The organism is Streptomyces sp. NPDC032822 (assembly GCF_055578825.1).
In genome coordinates this window covers 72,812-91,142 of the sequence record NZ_JBVIOL010000021.1, presented here as the reverse complement: position 1 = coordinate 91,142, position 18,331 = coordinate 72,812, and the positions used below count along the sequence as shown (strand labels likewise).

17 protein-coding genes and 3 pseudogenes are annotated in these 18,331 nt (G+C 67.7%); 9 read left to right on the top strand and 11 right to left on the bottom strand.

Features of this window, described 5'->3' with window-relative positions:
• Nucleotides 1-149 precede the first annotated feature (149 nt).
• The 3 genes and pseudogenes from ACZ5VD_RS37590 to ACZ5VD_RS37580 all read left to right on the top strand — a co-directional run.
• Entirely contained in the window at nt 150-1,286 is a 1,137-nt protein-coding gene (locus ACZ5VD_RS37590) for an ABC transporter substrate-binding protein (RefSeq protein WP_468554532.1), read from the top strand.
• Between the two features lie 796 nt (nt 1,287-2,082).
• Entirely contained in the window at nt 2,083-3,732 is a 1,650-nt protein-coding gene (locus tag ACZ5VD_RS37585; RefSeq protein ID WP_468684967.1) for a carboxylesterase/lipase family protein, read from the top strand.
• A 184-nt stretch (nt 3,733-3,916) separates the two neighbouring features.
• A pseudogene (locus ACZ5VD_RS37580) lies at nt 3,917-4,015 on the top strand (IS21-like element helper ATPase IstB); the annotation flags it as partial.
• A 137-nt stretch (nt 4,016-4,152) separates the two neighbouring features.
• Here ACZ5VD_RS37580 and ACZ5VD_RS37575 read toward each other — a convergent pair.
• The 3 genes from ACZ5VD_RS37575 to ACZ5VD_RS37565 form a co-directional block, all read right to left on the bottom strand.
• The gene (locus ACZ5VD_RS37575; RefSeq protein WP_468554534.1) at nt 4,153-4,485 is read right to left on the bottom strand and encodes a hypothetical protein; all 333 of its coding nucleotides are present in this window, start codon (nt 4,483-4,485) and stop codon (nt 4,153-4,155) included.
• A 693-nt stretch (nt 4,486-5,178) separates the two neighbouring features.
• Nucleotides 5,179-5,865 (bottom strand): IS3 family transposase, encoded by a 687-nt coding sequence (locus tag ACZ5VD_RS37570; RefSeq protein ID WP_468684965.1) that lies wholly within the window; start codon nt 5,863-5,865, stop codon nt 5,179-5,181.
• Between the two features lie 3 nt (nt 5,866-5,868).
• Nucleotides 5,869-6,042 (bottom strand): hypothetical protein, encoded by a 174-nt coding sequence (locus ACZ5VD_RS37565; RefSeq protein ID WP_468554537.1) that lies wholly within the window; start codon nt 6,040-6,042, stop codon nt 5,869-5,871.
• 265 nt (nt 6,043-6,307) lie between these two features.
• Here ACZ5VD_RS37565 and ACZ5VD_RS37560 point away from each other — a divergent pair, with 265 nt between their 5' ends.
• Nucleotides 6,308-6,832, top strand: coding sequence for a P-loop nucleotide/nucleoside kinase family protein (locus ACZ5VD_RS37560; RefSeq protein WP_468554538.1), 525 nt, complete (start codon nt 6,308-6,310; stop codon nt 6,830-6,832).
• Nucleotides 6,833-6,943: 111 nt separating this feature from the next.
• Here ACZ5VD_RS37560 and ACZ5VD_RS37555 read toward each other — a convergent pair.
• A pseudogene (locus ACZ5VD_RS37555) lies at nt 6,944-8,396 on the bottom strand (IS701 family transposase).
• A gap of 169 nt (nt 8,397-8,565) precedes the next feature.
• On the opposite strand from ACZ5VD_RS37555, the gene ACZ5VD_RS37550 reads away from it, so the two are divergent.
• Nucleotides 8,566-9,756, top strand: a complete 1,191-nt coding sequence (locus ACZ5VD_RS37550; RefSeq protein WP_468684964.1) for an RNA-guided endonuclease InsQ/TnpB family protein — start codon at nt 8,566-8,568, stop codon at nt 9,754-9,756.
• A 71-nt stretch (nt 9,757-9,827) separates the two neighbouring features.
• Nucleotides 9,828-10,253, top strand: a complete 426-nt coding sequence (locus ACZ5VD_RS37545) for a hypothetical protein (RefSeq protein WP_468684962.1) — start codon at nt 9,828-9,830, stop codon at nt 10,251-10,253.
• Between the two features lie 55 nt (nt 10,254-10,308).
• On the opposite strand, the gene ACZ5VD_RS37540 is transcribed toward ACZ5VD_RS37545, so the two are convergent.
• The 5 genes from ACZ5VD_RS37540 to ACZ5VD_RS37520 form a co-directional block, all read right to left on the bottom strand.
• Complete coding sequence (locus ACZ5VD_RS37540; protein WP_468684960.1) at nt 10,309-10,737, bottom strand: NucA/NucB deoxyribonuclease domain-containing protein; 429 nt, start codon at nt 10,735-10,737, stop codon at nt 10,309-10,311.
• 96 nt (nt 10,738-10,833) lie between these two features.
• Nucleotides 10,834-12,390, bottom strand: coding sequence for a hypothetical protein (locus tag ACZ5VD_RS37535; RefSeq protein WP_468684959.1), 1,557 nt, complete (start codon nt 12,388-12,390; stop codon nt 10,834-10,836).
• Nucleotides 12,391-12,591: 201 nt separating this feature from the next.
• A complete protein-coding gene (locus ACZ5VD_RS37530) occupies nt 12,592-12,738 on the bottom strand; it encodes a hypothetical protein (RefSeq protein WP_468554542.1) in 147 nt (48 codons plus the stop codon).
• A gap of 45 nt (nt 12,739-12,783) precedes the next feature.
• Nucleotides 12,784-12,945 (bottom strand): hypothetical protein, encoded by a 162-nt coding sequence (locus ACZ5VD_RS37525; RefSeq protein WP_468554543.1) that lies wholly within the window; start codon nt 12,943-12,945, stop codon nt 12,784-12,786.
• 984 nt (nt 12,946-13,929) lie between these two features.
• On the bottom strand, nt 13,930-14,322 hold the full coding sequence (locus tag ACZ5VD_RS37520) for an ester cyclase (RefSeq protein WP_468554544.1): 393 nt from the start codon (nt 14,320-14,322) through the stop codon (nt 13,930-13,932).
• 128 nt (nt 14,323-14,450) lie between these two features.
• On the opposite strand from ACZ5VD_RS37520, the gene ACZ5VD_RS37515 reads away from it, so the two are divergent.
• Both ACZ5VD_RS37515 and ACZ5VD_RS37510 read left to right on the top strand, forming a co-directional pair.
• Nucleotides 14,451-15,029, top strand: a complete 579-nt coding sequence (locus tag ACZ5VD_RS37515) for a PadR family transcriptional regulator (RefSeq protein ID WP_468554545.1) — start codon at nt 14,451-14,453, stop codon at nt 15,027-15,029.
• Nucleotides 15,030-15,049: 20 nt separating this feature from the next.
• Nucleotides 15,050-16,033, top strand: a complete 984-nt coding sequence (locus tag ACZ5VD_RS37510) for an NADPH:quinone reductase (RefSeq protein WP_468684957.1) — start codon at nt 15,050-15,052, stop codon at nt 16,031-16,033.
• Nucleotides 16,034-16,071: 38 nt separating this feature from the next.
• On the opposite strand, the gene ACZ5VD_RS37505 is transcribed toward ACZ5VD_RS37510, so the two are convergent.
• Nucleotides 16,072-16,434: a hypothetical protein gene (locus ACZ5VD_RS37505; protein WP_468554547.1), complete on the bottom strand. Its 363-nt coding sequence runs from the start codon at nt 16,432-16,434 to the stop codon at nt 16,072-16,074.
• Nucleotides 16,435-16,471: 37 nt separating this feature from the next.
• Between ACZ5VD_RS37505 and ACZ5VD_RS37500 the strand changes: the two are divergent.
• Nucleotides 16,472-16,657, top strand: a pseudogene (locus tag ACZ5VD_RS37500) (IS630 family transposase); the annotation flags it as partial.
• Nucleotides 16,658-16,684: 27 nt separating this feature from the next.
• On the opposite strand, the gene ACZ5VD_RS37495 reads toward ACZ5VD_RS37500, so the two are convergent.
• Nucleotides 16,685-18,136, bottom strand: coding sequence for a pyridoxal phosphate-dependent decarboxylase family protein (locus ACZ5VD_RS37495; protein ID WP_468554548.1), 1,452 nt, complete (start codon nt 18,134-18,136; stop codon nt 16,685-16,687).
• Between the last annotated feature and the right edge of the window lie 195 nt (nt 18,137-18,331).

Genomic DNA, 18,331 nt, shown 5'->3' with positions numbered 1-18,331 from the left:
GCGGGCGTTCAACCGTTCGGTTAAATGTTGGATCTCACCATTGGGAAACGTTGCCCATCCGTGTATGCGGAGCCAGAATGGAGGGCGCCCGACGGTCATGGCCGAGCCATGCACCGGGCTTCACCCCCCATTAGGAAGGTCTCCCCAACGTGTCCAGCTTCAGCAGACGACATGTCCTGGCCACCGGCGCAGGCGCCGCCCTCGGCGTCGGCGCGTTCGGCGCCGCCGCCAGTCCGGCCGCAGCCTCCCCCGCGGATTCCCGCGGTACGGGCGGACGGGAGGAGACGCGGACGCTCGACGAGCTCTACCGGGCCGCGCTCGCGGAGGGCGGCAAGCTCGTCGTCTACGCCGGCGGCGACACCCCCACCCAGCAGGACGGCACCAAGGCGGCCTTCAAGGCCCGCTTCCCGGACATCGACCTGACGCTGATCGTCGACTACAGCAAGTACCAGGACGTCCGCGTCGACAACCAGTTCGCCACCGGCACCCTCGTCCCGGACCTCGTCCAGCTCCAGACCCTCCAGGACTTCACCCGCTGGAAGGGACAGGGCCGCCTGCTGCACTACAAGCCCGCCGGATTCTCGAAGGTCTACGACAGGTTCAAGGACCCGCAGGGCGCCTGGGTGGCCACCACCGCGCTCGCCTTCAGCTTCATGTACAACACGGCCGCGGTCGGTTCGACGACACCGCTCACCCCGCGTGACCTGATCGACCCGAAGTGGAAGGGCAAGATCGCCTCGTCCTACCCGCACGACGACGACGCGGTCCTCTACCTCTTCACGCTGTACGCCCAGAAGTACGGCTGGGACTGGGTGGCCAAGTTCGCCGCCCAGGACGTGCGGTTCGCGCGCGGCAGCAACACCCCGGGCGACGCCGTCTTCGGCGGACAGAAGACCATCGGTGTCGGCACCGCAGGGTCCGCGATCAACACCTCTCCCGTGACGTTCGCCATCGGCGCCGGACACCCTTTCATGGCCTGGGGCCAGCGCGTGGCCATCCTCAAGCAGGCGAAGAACTCCACGGCCGCCAAGCTGTTCCTCAACTGGCAGCTGTCGAAGGAAATGCAGAACGGCTCCTTCAACGGCTGGTCCGTCCGCACCGACATCACTCCCCCGGCGGGTCTGAAGCCGATCTGGGAGTACCCGAACGCCCACGTGGACGGCTTCCCCCGCTTCATGGAGGACCGCGCCGCGATCGAGCGCTGGAAGCAGACCTTCGCCCTGTACTTCGGCGAGGTCAAGGGCGACCCGACGCCCGGCGTGCTCGGACTGCACCCGGGGGCGTAGCGGGAGTACGAGGCGGCGCCGGGTGTGGGCGACGGTGATCAGCCCGGCCCGCCACGCCGGCGGTGTAGGCGTGACGGGCTTCCGGCAAGGCCGGCCGGGTGTCCGCCTCATCGGCCGGAGGTGTGCTCCAGGCCGTAGCGACAGAGGAACGCACGGTGTCCAGCGGCACGGCCCGAGAGGTGCTGCCCGCTTCCGGGGCGCGGCGAAGGGGTACGGCCGACCCTGCACGGACTGCCCCTTGCCGTCAGCGTTTTGTCCGTAAGCCCGGCAGAACAGCCGGTCCCGCCCGGCCGGGACATCGGGGCGGGGGCGGCTGCTCACGTCCGCGGTCGGCGCGCGGTGCACCCGCGCGCCGACTCCGCCCGGTCCCGGTCCAGTGCCGCGTACAGGGCCCGCACCCACGCTGGTGCCGACCGTCAGCCAAGGCTCGACCAGCATCTTCGCCTGCCCCTCCGTACCCAGTACCACGTCCGTGAGCTCGAAGAGCGCATCCCCGCGGGCATGAAGGCACTCCTAGAACCCGATCCCAAAGCGGGACAATGCTGCGAACCCCTCGCCTGCGGCCCCAGGGACGGGGAGACTCATACGCAGCAGTCGTTCTCTTGGGTTTCGTTACCCATGCCGCCCCGAAGTTTGATGAACGCTGCCTCCGCAGTCGCGGGAAGAGCCGCAGATCAGCAAGTCGAGTGAAAGGCGAGGGCAGGCGTCAAAGCCTGCCATGAACTGAAACGTTTCATGGCACTTCAGGGAAGCGTCCGGAGCGCAGTCGGTTGCGCTCTCCGAAAGAGGAGGTCTGATGGTGGGCTCGGAAATGAACCGCAGGGCGATGATCGGCAGTTCGCTGTCTATGGTTGCCGCGATGAGCATGCCCTTCCCGGCACATGCACGGTCCGCTGGGAGCACGGTCGTGGCACCGACCCGTTACGGCAAGGTCCGAGGGAAACGTGAGGACGGCATCGCCAAGTTTCTCGGAGTGCCCTACGCCACGCCGCCGCTCGGCGAGCTCCGGTTCAAAGCCCCGAAACCGCCCACGCGGTGGTCCGGCGTGCGCGACGCAGTGAGCTTTCCCAACCCGGCGTTCCAGGTGGCGGGCGGCGAGATGGGTGCAGGCGGGAACGGCCGGATGCCGGCTCCCTCCGAAGACTGTCTCTACCTCAACATCTGGACCCCCGCCGCCGACGGCAGACGGCGGCCAGTGATGTTCTACAACCACGGCGGCGGCTACATGATCGGCTCCGGCTCCTCCACCGGGCAGGACGGCAGCCACCTGGCAAGGCTCTACGACGTGGTGGTGGTCGAGTCCAACCACCGGCTGGGCCTGCTGGGCTTCCTGTTCCTGGGCGATCTCGCCGGCCGCGACTATGCAGCCAACCAGGGGATGCTGGACATTCTCGCCGCGCTGCGCTGGACCAGGGACAACATCGAGAACTTCGGCGGCGACCCCGACAACGTCATGGTCTGGGGCGAGAGCGGCGGTGGTGCCAAGACCGCGGCCGTCCACACCATGCCGGCCGCTGTGCCGCTGTTCCACAAGGCCTCGATCGAAAGCGCCGCGCCACTGCGCTTCCCCACCCGCGACGGTGCCACCGCCCGGGCCCGACGCACGCTGGAGTTACTGGGACTGACCACGACGGACCTTCCCCGGCTCCATGACATTCCGGCCGCGAGGCTGCTCGAGATCCAGCAGTCCGAAGCCGCGAACGGCGCCCCGCCGTGGGGCGACCCCGGCACACTCCCAGGCTTCGGCGCCTTCGTCGACGGCACCGTCATCCCTCGACACCCCTTCGCCGACGGCGCCGCGCCCTTCTCGGCAGACAAACCTCTGATGTGCGGCACCTGCCGCGACGAAACGGTGTTCTTCAGCCTCTTCGGGCCGCCCGACATCTTCCGCATCGACGAGGCCGGACTGCGCGCCAGGCTGAGCAGCACGTACCAGGGCGCAGAACTCGACCGGATCATCCGCACCTTCCAGGCGTCTCGGCCCGGAGCGACGCCGGCACAGCTCTACTTCGCGATCACCACCTCGCCCATCTGGCGCGACTCGATCAAGATCGCCGAGGCCAAACGGGCACAGCACGCCGCGCCCGTGTTCATGTACCAGCTCGCCTACCCGAGCCCGACCCTGGTGCCCGGCACCGATTTCCCCATCGGCTCACCGCACGCGTCGGACATCAACCTCAAGTTCGCCAACACCGACAAGAACCTCGACTACATCCTCAACAAGGATCAATCACCAGAACGGCTGGCAACCGCACGGCACATGAGCGAACTGTGGGCTGGCTTCGCCCACACGGGCCGACCCACGGCGGCGGGCGTGCCGAGATGGCCCGCCTACACTCTGACCGACCGTGCCACGATGTGGCTCGACGCCAGGTGCCGGATCGTCACCGATCCGGACAGAACCGAAAGACTGTTCTGGGAGAACCGCGACCGAGTCGTAGACTGACGTCTATCGCCTGTGGTCGAACGCGGCCTCGAACCTGCTGATGTCTTCGGCCGAGTGCCGGACAGGAGAGCGGCCTTCGCCTGATTCTGTGCTCCGCCGCAGGGGCACTTCACCAGCACGAAGACCGTTGCGACAAGTCTGCTGCAGCAGGGTGTCCCGCAGGGTGCGTGCGCCGAACTGACGCTGCGCCGCCATCGTCGACCGGCTCACCTTCGGCGGCAACATCCTGGAAACCGGCACCGAACCCTACCGCCTCGCTCACAGCCGCGAACTCGCCCGCTAAGCCATCCCCACACCATCCGGACTGCCGTCAGAATTGACCAACATCCAGCCGTCCAGAGGCCACGAACCCCCGTCAACTTTCACGGCCAAACGACGCCAGCATTCACGGTCAAAGCCACTCGGCGCGATGCCGGCGGATCAGTCGTCAGCAATTGGCGTGAGGGTGTCAAGCCAGACGTCGAAGACGAAGCGTGTAGCGTTGGGGCCGCCCTCCAGCCACCAGGTGCTCACCGTGGCGACGTCGTCAGCGATCTCTTCGATCGTGCACTGGATGCTGGTCGGGCACGGGAAGGGCGAGGTCGGCTGCAGCTCTCCGCCGAAGTAGGCGGTTTTGCCGACCAGTTGGTGAGGGCGGTCGTAAACGTCGGCGAACTCCACCAGGATCATGCCCGGTTGCGGTTCGTCGGCGAGCCAGTAGACAGCGGTAGCGGGCAGTTCGCAACCATCACCCTCGCCCAGATTTGTCCCCATGGCCGCACACTACCCATCGGGGGTCGCACGGCACTACCGGTTTAGCGGCACCAACGAAGCACCACTACAGGCTGGGGGCCTGCAGGCTCCGCAGGTTCGTGAGCGCTTGCGAGTGCCTGACCTGCGGTACCGGAGGAGGCGAGCGCCCTATGCGTTGCTCGGCGTCTGGGGCTCCAGCCCGCATAATCCATGGACGCAGAACGGCGAGTCCGGCACCCACGACGAAGAAGCACATCCGATAAAAAACTTCATGTCCGTCCCCTCCACATCCATACGACTTGCCCGGTCCCAACGACACCGCACCTCGCTGCGCCAGGCCCGGCAAGAGCGTGCGGATCGGAAGTTGGCCACCCTTCCAGGGGCCGACCCGCCCCCTGGAAGGAGGACAGGGAAGACAAAGGGCGGAAGTGCCGAACGCGCCCCAGCCCTTCTCCGTGCCCTCCCCCGGCCTGCACCACGCTCTCCGGAGGCGCAGCTCGTCATCGACGTCGGGACTGGTGGCCCCGCATGTTGAGGTGTCGCGTATCTTCCAGCAGTTTCCAGCTCGGTCACCCTGAGTGTCCGATGGCGCCTACTGATCGCTCTGCGCCGTCGTGACCGGGCGCGTGAGGCGGGATCGTCCAACGCATCGCTGTCTGGCCCGTGGGGCCCGGCGGCGAGTGGAGTTTCCCCGCGATCTTGGACCCTCGATGGTTATGCCGCGAGGGTGTGTTGATGCCGCTGACTGGTCTCGGCTGGGGTGAGGTATCCGAAGGTCTTGTGTTTACGCAGGCGGCGGCGGTTGTAGAAGGTCTCGATGAAAGTGAAGACCTCGGCGCGGGCAGTGGCCCGGTCGGGCCAGCTGCGGGTGCCGATCTCCTCTTCGAGCAGAGCCCAGAAGCTTTCCGTGGCGGCGTTGTCGAAGCATGATCCGGTGCGTCCGCAGCTGTTCCGCAGCCCCAACTCCCTGATTCGGTCGCGGACTTGGGTCGAGGTGCACTCGCTTCCGCGATCGCTGTGGATCACGCAGCCGGGCTCCAGGTTCCCGCGGCCGTGGGCCATGTCCAGGGCATCGACGACGAGTTCGGCGCGGTGGTGGTCGGCCATGGCGTAGCCGACGATCTCGCGGGTGGCCAGGTCCAGCCAGCAGGCGAGGTAGAGCCAGCCCTCGGCGGTGGGCAGGTAGGTGATGTCGCCGACCAGCGTGGTTCCGGGCCGCTCGGCGTGGAAGTCGCGGCCGATCAGGTCCGGAGCCGGCTTCGCCTTCTTGTCGGGCCGGGTCAGCGTGCGACGCTCGCGCCGGGTGACGCCGCGGATGTCGCGCTCACACGTGACGCGGGCGACGCGTTTGCGGTTCACCCGGCGCCCCAGACACCACAGTTCGGCGTGGATGCGCGGCACACCCTAGGCCTTTCGGGAGGCGATGTGCAGCACGGTGATCTCGTGCGCGAACGCGTCGTCGGCCACCTGCCGGGCCTGGCGGGCGGCCTCGCCCTCGCGCCAGCCCCAGGAGTCGACGAGCGCGATCGCGTCCCGCTTGAACCCCTCGGTGTACCGCTTCGTGTACTTGTTTCCCACCTGGTGCTACTTCCTCTGGAACCTCAGGTCCCAGTCTCCAGGTGTCCTGGATCAAGGGGAAGCTTCACTACGTCTTCCACGGCACGGTCGTCGTGGCTTCGATCCGCCTCTGGCTCAGGTCGTAATCAGCCGATGAGCAGGACGTCAGTCCACTTGCCTGGGACGAGTACGGTCACCACCACGCGCTGCCCAACCGCAGCGCGGCCCGGCGCTCCCGGCGGAAAGCAGTCGCCCTGCACTTGGTCTTCCTGCTTACGATTGGGATGTGACCACGCTGTTTCTGACGATCGGCCTGCCCGGCGCCGGCAAGACCACGAGAGCTCGGCAACTTGCCGAGGAGCACGGCGCTCTGCGGCTGACACCGGATGAATGGATGATTCCGCTGTTCGGCGAGCCGGAGGCGGATGGGAAGCGCGACGTGCTGGAAGGCCGGCTGCTCTGGCTCGGTCTGGAGGCGCTCAGACTTGGAACCGACGTGGTCCTGGACTTCGGATGCTGGTCCCGTGACGAGAGATCCGCGATCCGCTGGTTGGTCGAGTCTGCGGGGGCAGACTGCCGCCTTGAGTACGTGCCGGTGGACCATGAGACCCAACGTGCTCGAATCGCCCATCGCCGGTCGGCTACCCCGGATCAGACCTTCCCGATGAGCGAAGCGGACCTCGTGCACTGGAGGACGCTGTTTGAGGAGCCCGACGCCGCCGAACTCGGAGGGCATGAGATCGGAGGTCCGCCTCCTGAATGGTCGGGATGGCTGGAGTGGGCTGCCGATCGGTGGCCGTCTCTCACGTGAACCCAACCTTGACGCGGCCCAACGTCGGGAGCGGCAGCCTTGGGCACACTCGGGGAGCAGCCCACGAAGTCGTGCCAGGCGAGCCGAGTAGAAAGATCCGCCGGAAAAGCCCTAGCGGTGGTTTGTTGGGCCGGGACGTAAAGGTTCAGGGGTCTGCCGGTGCCGACGGTGTTGATCAGTTCCTGTAATGCTGCGGGCGGGGGCTCCGTCGTCCAGGCTCGCCAGTAGCGTTGCAGCGTGGCCCAGGGCATCAGCCAGCCACGGACGGCGCGGATGGCCTGGGGCCAACAGGCCGGTCGGGGCTGCTGGGACCCGGAATTCCCCCCTCTCTGCCGGTCCTGACGGTACGTCAGGCTCGGGTGGTGGGCCGCCCGGAGCGGGCGATGGTGGGTCGGGGGTGAACCAGGTGTTCCAGCAGAAGCTCAACGCACAGTTCACAAGGGTCTGGTGGCGGCGGATCGCGGTGTCGGAGCGGACCTGGAAGTCGGCCCAGCCGAGTTCGTCCTTGCCCTGCTTGTAGCTCTACTCGACCCAGTGCCGCAGCCTGTAGAGCCGTACCCCTTCGGTGAGATCGGCGGCCGGGTGGCGGCTGTGTGCCTCGCGGGGGGATCCAGGCCGGGGCAGGTTGGTGGCCAGACACCAGGTGGATATCTCGGGCAGGGTGGCCGGGTCGGTGGTGGCCACCACGAGCCGGATCACGCCGTTGGGTCCCCACCAGCCCAGCTGGGCGTCGGCGGCCCATCAGGTCGCGGTGCGTCCGTCGCGGAAGTTGCGGGTCACCGGCTGCCAGTCGCCGCTCTGTTCGGGGCCGTGCCAGGCCGGTTCGCGAGCGGCATCGACGGGCCGGAAAGCGTCCTTGTACTGCCAAGTACCGTGGCCGCGTTTGAGGGCCATCACGAACGGAAGACGGGCGTCGGACAGTTCAGCGCGGAAGGTGTTGTGATCGCCGTAGGCGCAGTCGGCGACGACCGCCCGGAACACCACGCCCGCTGTCTTCGCGGCGCGGGCCAGAGCGGCTCCGATCTGCAGCTTGGTGCGGAAGGCCGGGTCCTTCTTCCCGCCGGGGAAGTGATGGGCGGGGGTGTAGGCCACGGCGTGAAGCGGGTGGTAGAGGCGTTCGTCGGCCCAGCAGGTGGTCACCGTGACCACCCCACGGTCGATCTTCCCGACCGAGCCCAGGTACGGCTTGCCCACGTGGGCGGTCGCGCTGCCGTCCTTGCGGTCCCCGGAATCGTCGATGACCAGCACCCCGCCGTCATGCGGTGCGGTCGCCGGGTCGGCCAGCAACAACTCCAAGCGGCGGGGATTGACCTGCTCGCCGTCCCAGGTCGACTCGGACAGGAAGGACTGCAGGCGCTGCACCGCCGCATGCTGGGCACCCACCACGGGCTCCGTGCCGGCCAGGCAGGTCAGCGTCTTGTTGCGGTCCCGCGGCAGCAACAGACCGGCCAGGTACTCACGAAACCCACGACGCTGTGCCAACGTCCCGAAAAGATCATCGAAAGTCGGCGGCATACGCCTCCAGCGGACCCGGAGCGGGCGGACACGGCAGCCGCTTCGTTATCGGGGCGTTTCTTCGTGGATACCCCCGGTTTCAGCCGGGGGAGGAAACGAAGCTTCTGCGGAGCAGGGCAGGAAAAGCGGGTCCGCCCCCGGGGGTGGACCCGCGTTGGCCGGTTACCGGCCACCGGCCAACACCCGTTGCCTGTATGGAAGCTGATAGCTTGTGGGGTATGGCGCGGCAGGTCAAGCGGGCGTTCAAGTACCGCTTCTACCCCACCGACGGTCAGGCGGCAGAGCTGTCGCGGACGTTCGGCTGCGTCCGCCTCGTCTACAACAAGGCGCTGGAGGAACGCACCCGCGCCTGGCACACCAAACAGCGCCGGATCTCTTACGCGCAGTCTTCTGCCGCGCTCACGCAGTGGAAGAAGAGCGAGGAATTCGCCTTCCTTACCGAGGTGTCCTCGGTCCCGCTCCAGCAGGCGTTGCGGCACTTGCAGACGGCGTTCGCCAGCTTTTTCGCCAAGCGGGCGAAGTATCCGCGTTTCAAGTCGCGGAAGAAGTCTGGTGCGTCGGCCGAGTACACCCGTTCCGCCTTCACCTGGCGCAAGGGATGTCTGACGCTGGCGAAGATGCCGGGGTCGCTGGACATCCGCTGGTCGCGTCCACTGCCCGAGGGAACACAGCCGTCCACGGTGACCGTCTCCCGTGATGCGGCGGGGCGCTGGTTCGTGTCCCTGCTGTGCGAGGACTACATCACCCCGGCCCCCGCCACCACAGCGGCAGTGGGCCTGGATGCCGGAATCACTTCCCTGGTGACCTTGTCCACGGGTGAGAAGATCACCAACCCGAAGCATGAGCGGCGTGACCGCGAGCGCCTGGCCAAAGCCCAGCGGGAGCTCTCCCGTAAAGCCAAAGGCTCGGCGAACCGGGAGAAAGCCCGGCACCGTGTCGCCAGGATCCATGCGCGGATCACTGGCCGGCGCCGTGATTTCCTGCACCAGCTGTCGACTCGTCTTGTCCGTGAGAACCAAACGGTCGTGATCGAGGACCTCACCGTCCGCAACCTGCTCAAGAACCACAGCCTGGCCCGCGCCCTCTCCGACGCCTCCTGGAGAGAACTGCGCTCCCTGCTGGAATACAAGTGCGCCTGGTACGGACGTGAACTCGTGGTGATCGACCGCTGGTTCCCCAGCAGCAGGCTGTGCGGGGTCTGCGGCAGGGTTGCGGCGAAGATGGCGCTGGACGTCCGTACCTGGACGTGTGAGTGCGGTGCTGTGCATGACCGTGATGTGAATGCGTCACGCAACATCCTGGCCGTCGGGCTGACGGCGTCTGTCTGTGGAGCCGGCGTAAGACCTCAACGGAGCACTCCGGGCGGGCAGTCGGCGATGAAGCAGAAACCCCTACAGCGCGAGCCGTAGGAATCCCCCTCCTTCAGGAGGGGAAGCAAGTCAAGGCTGAGCTTGTCCTGCTGCAGCACCTGGATGCGGACGTGGGTTACCACGCCTTCGGACTCCAGGAGTCCGACGATGCCGACTTGCCCCTTCCGTTTCCGGACGGCTTCGTGCGCGGCGTGTTCCTCAACGTCTTCCCGGGGCGCCTGGACATCTACAGCGCCGGCCATACGCACACCGCCTCGCTCGACGTAGAGGTGTGGGACGGGAAGCCGCCTGCGCAGGACCGTCCAGCGTGGGATGAGCAGGCTGAGGCGGACTTCGAGTCACTCAGCGGTGAGGTCGCGCTGTGGTCGATGAGCCTGGGCCGCACTGAGGAGGTTTTCACTCTCGGCTCGCCGGGCCTGTGCCAGGTGCGGGTCAGCTGCGCCGGCCGCGCCGAGGCCGCTGCACTGTCGGAAGGCGAGGTCACCGGCGAGGGCGTGGAAAAATATCTGGCGCAGGTCTGGCCCGCCAGGCCCTGAACCCTGCGCGGGGTGTGAGCGGCCCGGCGCCCCGTCCACACCCCGTGCGCCGGTCTCAGGAGACGATCTTCACAATGAAGGCGTCGTTCGTCCCGTCGGTGATGCAGTTCTTGCCGTAGAAGCTGAGCAGGATGCTGCCGCCGGCGCCGTTGTCGGCCTCCGCGATCGGTTTCACGGAGAAGTTGAACTTCTTGGCGTCAGCGTCGTAGTCGTGCTCGGCCGCTCCCTCATGGGTGGGGGCGAAGGGATACTCGTCGCACTCCCGGGCGCCGCCCTGGGTGTAGTTGGCGCCCCAGTACCGCTTGCACTGCTTGACGGCGGCCTTACGGTTGTCGTTCTTGCGGGTCTTGTTGACCGTCCGGTGCAGCGGGTCCCCGGTGCTCTGGCCGGGGACCTTCTTCGCCGGCATATACGGTTTGGTGTCCCCGGGCTTGGTGAACGCCGTCTTGATGTGCTGTGCCACCGCGCCCACCTCCAGTTCCACCGCGCCTTCCCCTCTGGCAGTTCGAGGAGCATCGCAGTGAGCTGGTTGCCGTTCGTATCCGCCCTCCCGACACCCCAGTGGCCGGCCCGCTCCAGGTCACCCCGAAGCCAGCTGCTCCGCTATCTCCGCGATCCAACCGGCCGTCTTCGCCGGGTCGTTGAGGGTCTCGGCCCACACGTCCGGCTCCAGCTTGTGCTTGGCGGGCCCGGATTTGAGGGCGATGAGCAGGGACCTGGCGGATTCCCGCATCTCGGCCGTGGTGTTCCCGGAGATGTCGGGGCCCGCCGCCAGGGCGTAGATCTCGCGCGCCATGGCCTGGCGTTCGCCCTTCGACACCTTCTTCCAGAACTTCATCGCGTGCTTCAGCGACTCCGTGCGGGAGGCGGCCTCCGCCGGGCTCTCGCCCTGCGGCGCCCAGCGCTCGGGGTGGTGGACCTCTTCGTAGCGCTTCGTGGCGGCGCGGAGCGCCTTGTACATGGTGACGCCGAGGACGAGACCGGCCCCGGCCCCGGCGAGGCCCCATCCGACCGGGTTGCTCGCCAGCCCGACCGTTCCCGCCGCGACCGCCGTCACGACGCCGGCTGCGGCCTTGACGGACTCGCCCCCGCCGCCGGCCGTCTCCTTGCCAATCTTGGTGAGCTGCTTCTTCTTGGCGTACTGCTGGACCTTGCTCAGCTTTTCCACGTCGTTTTCGGCGTGCTGGAGGTTCTGGGCGGCGTCACGGGCTTCACCCATCGCTTCCCAGGCGGCGTCGATGGCCTCGGAAACGACCTCCAACCGCCCCGGGCCCTCATGCTTCCAGTAGGCATCCAGCGCGATGTAAGCCTCCGCTGCGGCCCAGCCGGCCTGCTCGTGCGACTCGTTCAGCCGTGCCAGTGACCCCGCCTGGACGAGGTGGGGATCTCCCAGCTGTTTGACCTGCTTGTACTTGTTGGCCGCTCCCCCGATGCGGAAGGCGGACCGCATGCCTTTGATCGCGCCGATGGAAGCGCTGGCGATACCGCTCGCCTCGGATGCCACCGCGGCGTCCGCCGCCTTCTGGATCTTGGTCACTTCCTTGGCGATGGCGGCGCTGTAGCTTCCCGAACTGGCGGCGCCGACGACCGTGTCGGCCCCCTTGGTCCTGGCCTTCTTCTCCGCCTTGTGGTGGTCGGCCCCGGTCTCGTGCTTCTTGGCGTCCTTCATGTTCTTGTACGCGTCCACGCCACTGACCACGGTGCCGGCAGCCTCCGTGAGGAGGTTGCCCGACGCGGCGGAGGTCCCCGAGGCGGCGGCGGAGTGCTTGAGGCCCTCGTTGGCCGCGACCGCGGCCTGCTGCGTGAAGGCCGCGTTGGTGGGGGTCTGGAAGCCCTTGATGAAGGTGTCGATGGGTTCGAGATTCTTCTTGAACCTGTCGAGGAGCGCGGCGATCCGGTCCCGGTAGTTCTTCTTCGCTCCGGGGGACGCGTCGCCATTCGCCGCCGCATTCTTTCTCTCGGTGTCCCGGAGGCGCTGCACCGCCGCGGCCGTGGCCCGGTTGCCGGCGCGGGACTGCATCAGCAGGAAGGCGCGCTCCGGCGAGCGTGCGGACGTACTCCCTCCTTCACGGTGCCGGGCCGATGTCGGGGCGGATGCGGTCTGCCGTGTCGCGGTGCGGTGGATCGGCGTGCTCATGCATGTACCTCTCCTGTACCGGACGGGGCGAGGCGAAGGTAGCCAGACCTGGCCAACAGCAGGGGTACGGCGGAGAAATTCCCCACGGACGCTGTGGGGCGCACCAGACACCGGCGGCGCTGGAGCCGGTGCTGCCGGGCGCATGGTCGGGTCCGTGGTTCTGGGTTCTAGCGGTCGGCCCCGACCACGACGGCGCAGGCTTCAGTGCTTGATGGCGGACTCGCCCGTCTCCAGGTCCAGCGGGCGGACCGGGCGGCGCTTGTCGTGCTTGCACACAGCACTCTGGCCGTGGTCGCGCGCCCACCTCCAGTTCCACCGCGCCTCCCCCTCCGGCGGTTCGGGGAGCATGCCGGTGAGCTGGTCCTTCCAGGCGTTCAGCGCCCGCTGGGCGGCCTAGGGTGTTACGCACGCGTCGCCGCGGTGGGTTGTCGTGTCGACGTCGGTGACGACGCCCGACAGCAGGCTCACCGCCTCACGGGCGTCCTCCAGCACGGCGACCGCGTCGCCGATGAGGACCTCGCAGTGGGCTTCCTGCTGGTGGCGGGCCGCACTCACGCCAGCGACGTCGTCGTGCTGATCACCGCGCGTCGTGCCGGTCTCCCCGCACCCCTCCCGCTCGCAGGTCCAGCGGGACCAGAGCCCCGTCCCTTCGCCGTGCAGCCCCTGCTGTACCCGGCCAATGTCTGCCGTTCTCCTGGGGTCGAGGAGCCGGTACATCTACGGTCCCAGGGGTGGGGCGGCGGTTCGCGGCAACCGTTCCGTCCACGAAGACTCATCGCCTGGCCGCCAAGGTCACCATCTACGCCCGCTTCCACTCGTACATGCCCCTCGCGCTCCACCGGCCGCACGAATCGGTGGAGGAGGACTGGCGGCGCCACTACCCGCTGTTCCCGCGGCTGCTGTTGGTCCTGGACGGCAGCGGCCCCACCGGAGTGGAATCTCGTATCAGCGCGCTGCGCGCTCAAGCAGCGAGTCCGCCAACTGACCGCCGACAACCGCACTCTCGACGAACGGCTCAAGGCCGCCCGCTCCAACCTCCGCTTCCAAGACCGGCGCGTCGCTGACCTCGAAGCCCAGCTCGCCTCTCCCGAAGGCCAGCCGCCCGCCCCGCTCACGGGCCGCCGCATAATGCCGAAGCGGATCGTGTTCGGACTCACCAGGAGGCGAGACGATCAGTTCTCCATCGCCACGACGGACAGCGCGGGCCGTGGAGGCCGCACTGCGTCCGGTCAGGAAGTAACCACCGCACAGCGCGCCGCTCCATTGGTGGACTGCCGGTATTCGAGGGTTGCAGTATTCGCCGTAGAGCGAGCAGTTCCGTACCCGGCTCGGTCACGTCAGCGGTGACAAGGTGTAAAGCTCTCGCCGCAACGGGCGCTGTCTGCGCGAAGACGCCGGAGCAAGAAGAAGACCGGCCTCTTGCGGTGAACCCGCGCCGGCCGCCCGCGCTCCGGTGCGGGACTTTGCCCACCGCGCGGTACGGCCCCCTCCCGGCAGCGGCAAACCCGCGGAACAGTAGCTCACCCGGCGCTACGAGGTTCACGGCGCCGGTACGGCACCGATCTGCTGCATCACGCCGAGGAGGTCGGGCTGGCCCCGTTCGCCGACGATCCGGCCGTCGGCCAGGTAGTAGAAGTTCATGGCCTGCACCGAGATCTTGTTGCCGCTCGCCGGGATCCCGAAGAATTCACCGTCGTGGGTTCCTCGCATGGTGAACCGCGCGGCCACGGTGTCGCCTTCGGTGACCGTCTCCTCCAGCGTCCACTGGACGTCGGGGAAGCCGCTGCGCATCATCCCGAGGACTTCCATGTACCCATCGGGCCCCCGCAGTGGTTCCGGGTGACTGGGTGCGTGGAACACCGCGTCCGGAGAAATGACCTCGCGGGCGAGATTCTCGTTGCCCGTGTTGATGAACTCGACGAACCGGTTCATCACTGACTCGGTGGACTGCGATGGCATCGTGCTGTGCCTCTCCGAAGACGTTTGGGCGGGTACCTGCGAGCGTAACATCGAAACGATGTTTACATCGTTTCGATGTTAGGGCGTGCGAGGATGGAGTCATGCTGGAACTCGCGATACTCGGCTTCCTCACCGAGGGACCCTTGCCTGGACATGAGCTGCGCCGCCGCATCTCACAGCTGACCGGCTATACGCGGCCGGTCAGTGACGGCAGCCTGTATCCGGCGATCAATCGTCTGACCAGGGCGGGCTTGATCGAGCGGCGCGCAGACCCGGCCGCGGGGGCGGCCCGGTACGTGCTCAGCCTGACCGCGGCCGGGCGGGCCGACATGCTTCAGCGCCTGCGCAAGCCCGCCGACCACGAGATCACCGACTTCACCCGGTTCTACGTCGTCCTGGCCTTTCTCTCCCACCTGCCCGACGTGGCCGAACAGCACGCGGTGCTGCGCAGACGGCTGGAGTTCCTGGAAGAACCGGCGAGCTTCTTCTACGACAACGAACGGCCCCTGCGCGCCGAGGAAATCGCCGACCCCTACCGGCGGGGCATGCTGCTCACCGCCCGCGCCACCAGCCGCGCCGAACGGACCTGGCTGCGCGAGACCCTCGGCGAGGAACCGCCCGTATTCGACACCGCATGCACCGACAGCGATCCACACGCACCCGCCGCTCCCGCGGGCTGAGTGTCCACGGAGGTCCCCCCATGCTTGCTTCCTGGTACGACGCCCAGGGCCCCGCCGCCGATGTCCTGCACGTCGGTGAACTCTCTGATCCCGTCCCCGGCCCCGGCGAGGTCCGCGTCCGCGTCACCGTCTCGGGCGTCAACCCCGGCGACACCAAGAAACGGCGCGGCTGGCTCGGATCGTCCATGCCCTTCCCGCGGGTGATCCCCCACAGCGACGCCGCCGGAGTCATCGACGCCGTGGGCGCCCAAGTCGACGCCCGCCGCGTCGGACAACGGGTCTGGGTATACGGCGCCCAGTCCTACCGCCCCTTCGGCACCGCCGCCCAGTACACCGTCGTACCCGACCACCAAGCCGCAGTCCTGCCCGACCACCTCAGTGACGAGTTGGGGGCGAGCCTCGGCATCCCCGGCATCACCGCCCACCGCACCGTCTTCGCCGACGGCCCGGTCGACGGCCGACTGGTCCTGGTCCACGGAGTCCTCGGCGGCGTCGGCTCCCTGGCCGCCCAGCTCGCCCACTGGGCCGGCGCGACCGTGATCGCGACCGTCCGCCGCACCACCGACCTCGACCGCGTCGACCCGGCCGTCGTCTCCCACGCCGTCGCCCTGGACACCGGCGAGCCCGCCGCGGCCATCCGCGCGTACGCGCCACGGGGCGTCGACCGGATCATCGAGGTCGCACTGTCCGACAACGCCGACCTCGACAACGCCGTCGCCGCCAACAACGCCGTCATCGCCGCCTACGCCACCCGCTCGGACCGCCCCGAAATCCCCTTCTGGCCTCTGCTGTTCAACAACGTCACCCTGCGGCTGCTCGGCAGCGACGACTTCCCCGCCGAGGCCAAACGCCAGGCCGCCCGCGACCTCACCTCCGCCGCCGCCGTCGGCGCCCTCACCATCGACGTCCGCCACCGTCACCCGCTGGAAGACATCGCCAAGGCCCACGACCACGTCGACACCGGCGGTGGCCACGGCCGAATCCTGCTCGCCCTCCCCCAATAGCGCAGACTCGGAACACTGCCCTGCTCAACTGCCCAGCCCTATGGGTCGGCCCGTCGCGCTGCCAAGCAACCGCACCAGTTCCCGCCGGCGAGGGTGGCCCAGCGTTCGGCTGTCATGAGGTGGACGCCGAGCAGGTCGGCGATGACCATGGGCGGCAGGTCTACCAGGGCATCCATCATGGCGGTGTTCCGTGCAGCGCGGGCGGGCAGACCGCGGTCTCTTAACGTGTCGGCGAGGCCGAGGGGGTTGCGCGGGCATCCAGGGCTGTGACCGGCAAGAGGTATCCGCATCCGGCCGCGTTGCTCCTCCAGGCCCTGCCGGCAGAGTTCCTCCGGCAGCCGGTCCGGACAACGCACATGCATCACCCTCGCCGCCCGGCCCGCCGATGCGTCCGCAGTCACGACAACCACCTCCCACACCCACGCAATCAACCTCCTGTCCTACAGCCCCGACTTGAACCCGGTGGAAGGGGTTTGGTCCCTGTTACGAAGAGACCTGATGGCCAACACCGCATTCACCGACCCTGACCACCTCACCCGCACCCTCCGCCGGAGCCTCGCCCACATCCAGCGCCACCCGGGACTCATCGACGGCTGCCTCACCGAATCCGGCCTGACCTCAACCCCGGCACCCGAAGCTGATCCAGCCAGCTCATCCGGCTCCACCGCTCTGGCGAGCGGCTTTGCGAAGCGAGTCCCACAGGGTGTCGATGTGGTCGGGCAGCGTCGTCGTCGCGCCGATGGCGACGCGAATCGCGAAGTGGCCGTTGACCGATGTGTGCGTGAGGAAGGAATGCCCTTCGGCGTTGACCGCCTCCATTGCTGCCTTGGTGGCGGCGTCGTCGGGGAGCCCTTCCCGGTCGACGAGATACAGACATACGAGTGCCAGTGATGGCGGGGTGGCCAGGGCGAAGCCCGGCTCGCTCTCGATCCGGTCGGCCAAGGAGTTGGCCATGGCGACGTGGCCGCGGATGCTTTCGCGCAGGCCTTCCAGTCCGGCGCCGTGTACCACCGACCAGATCTTCAGCGCACGCATACGACGGCCCAGTGGGACCTGCCAGTCGCGGTAGTCGATGACTTCGCCCGATTCGGTCGCAGCGTTACGCAGGTACTCCGGTGTGATGGACAGGGCTGTGGGCAGCGCTCGGGCATCCCTCACCCACATGAACGAGGCGTCGAAGGCGGTGTAGAACCACTTGTGTGCATCGGTGCAGAACGAGTCGACAAGGTTCACGCCGTCCAGGAGCCAGCGGAACTCGGGACACAACGCCGCGACACCTGCCCACGCGGCGTCGACGTGCACCCACGCCTCGTACGCACGCGCTGCCAGCGCGACGTCTCTCACGGGGTCGATGGCACCCGTGCCGGTTGTTCCCACGGTCGGACAGACCATGACCGGCCTCTTTCCGGCAGCCGCGTCCTTGGCCAGCATGTCTGCCAGGGCATCCGCCGACATGGACAGGGTGCCCTGGGTGAAGGGGACGATCCGCAATGCTCGCGCGCCGAGCCCGGCCACACGTACGGCCTTGGCCAGTGACGAGTGTGTCTCGGCAGTGACGTACACCGTCTCGGTGCCGTCCACGCCGTGTTCGCGCCAGTCCGGGTTGCTGCGCTGCAGCGCAGCCAACAGGGCAGCCAACGATGCCGACGAAGCCGAATCCTGCAGTGAACCGCCTCCGCCTCCGGCGAAAGTGAACTCGCGACCAAGGCCCAGGGCATCCGCCAGGCCGTCGAGCAGGACCTGCTCGATCTCCGTCCCGGCCGGCGATGTCGACCAGAGCATTCCCTGCGCTCCGATCCCGCCCGATGCGATGTCGCCGAGGAGCGACAGCAGGGACGCGTTCGCTGGGAAGTAGCCGAAGAAGCCCGGGTGCTGCCAGTGGAGCGACGAGGGGACGACCACGTCGTTGAGCAAGGCGATGAGATCATCGCCCAGCGCCTGGGACGGCTGCTCAGGGAGTTCACGAGGAAGCTGAGCCTTCACGGAGCCCGGTGAGACCTTCGGCCGCACGTGCAGGGAAGGGAGTGAGGTGCGGTATTGGGCGACCCAGTCGACCAACTGGTGGCCCTGGCGGCGGAATTCATCTGGCTCAAGATCAGTCATGCTCTGTCCTAAGTGGTGGTGTTGGTCATGACGAGGGCTGCGCGCCTACCTGAGCGCTGGGGATGATCAGGTGCCCGGGGCGAGCTGGCCGCTACCGGATTCAGAGGGCCTCGATGCCGCGTACCGACTGGTGCCGCACCGGAGCGTATCGTCTACAGTTGTAGATTAATAGCTCCAATGTAATCCCTTATAGGG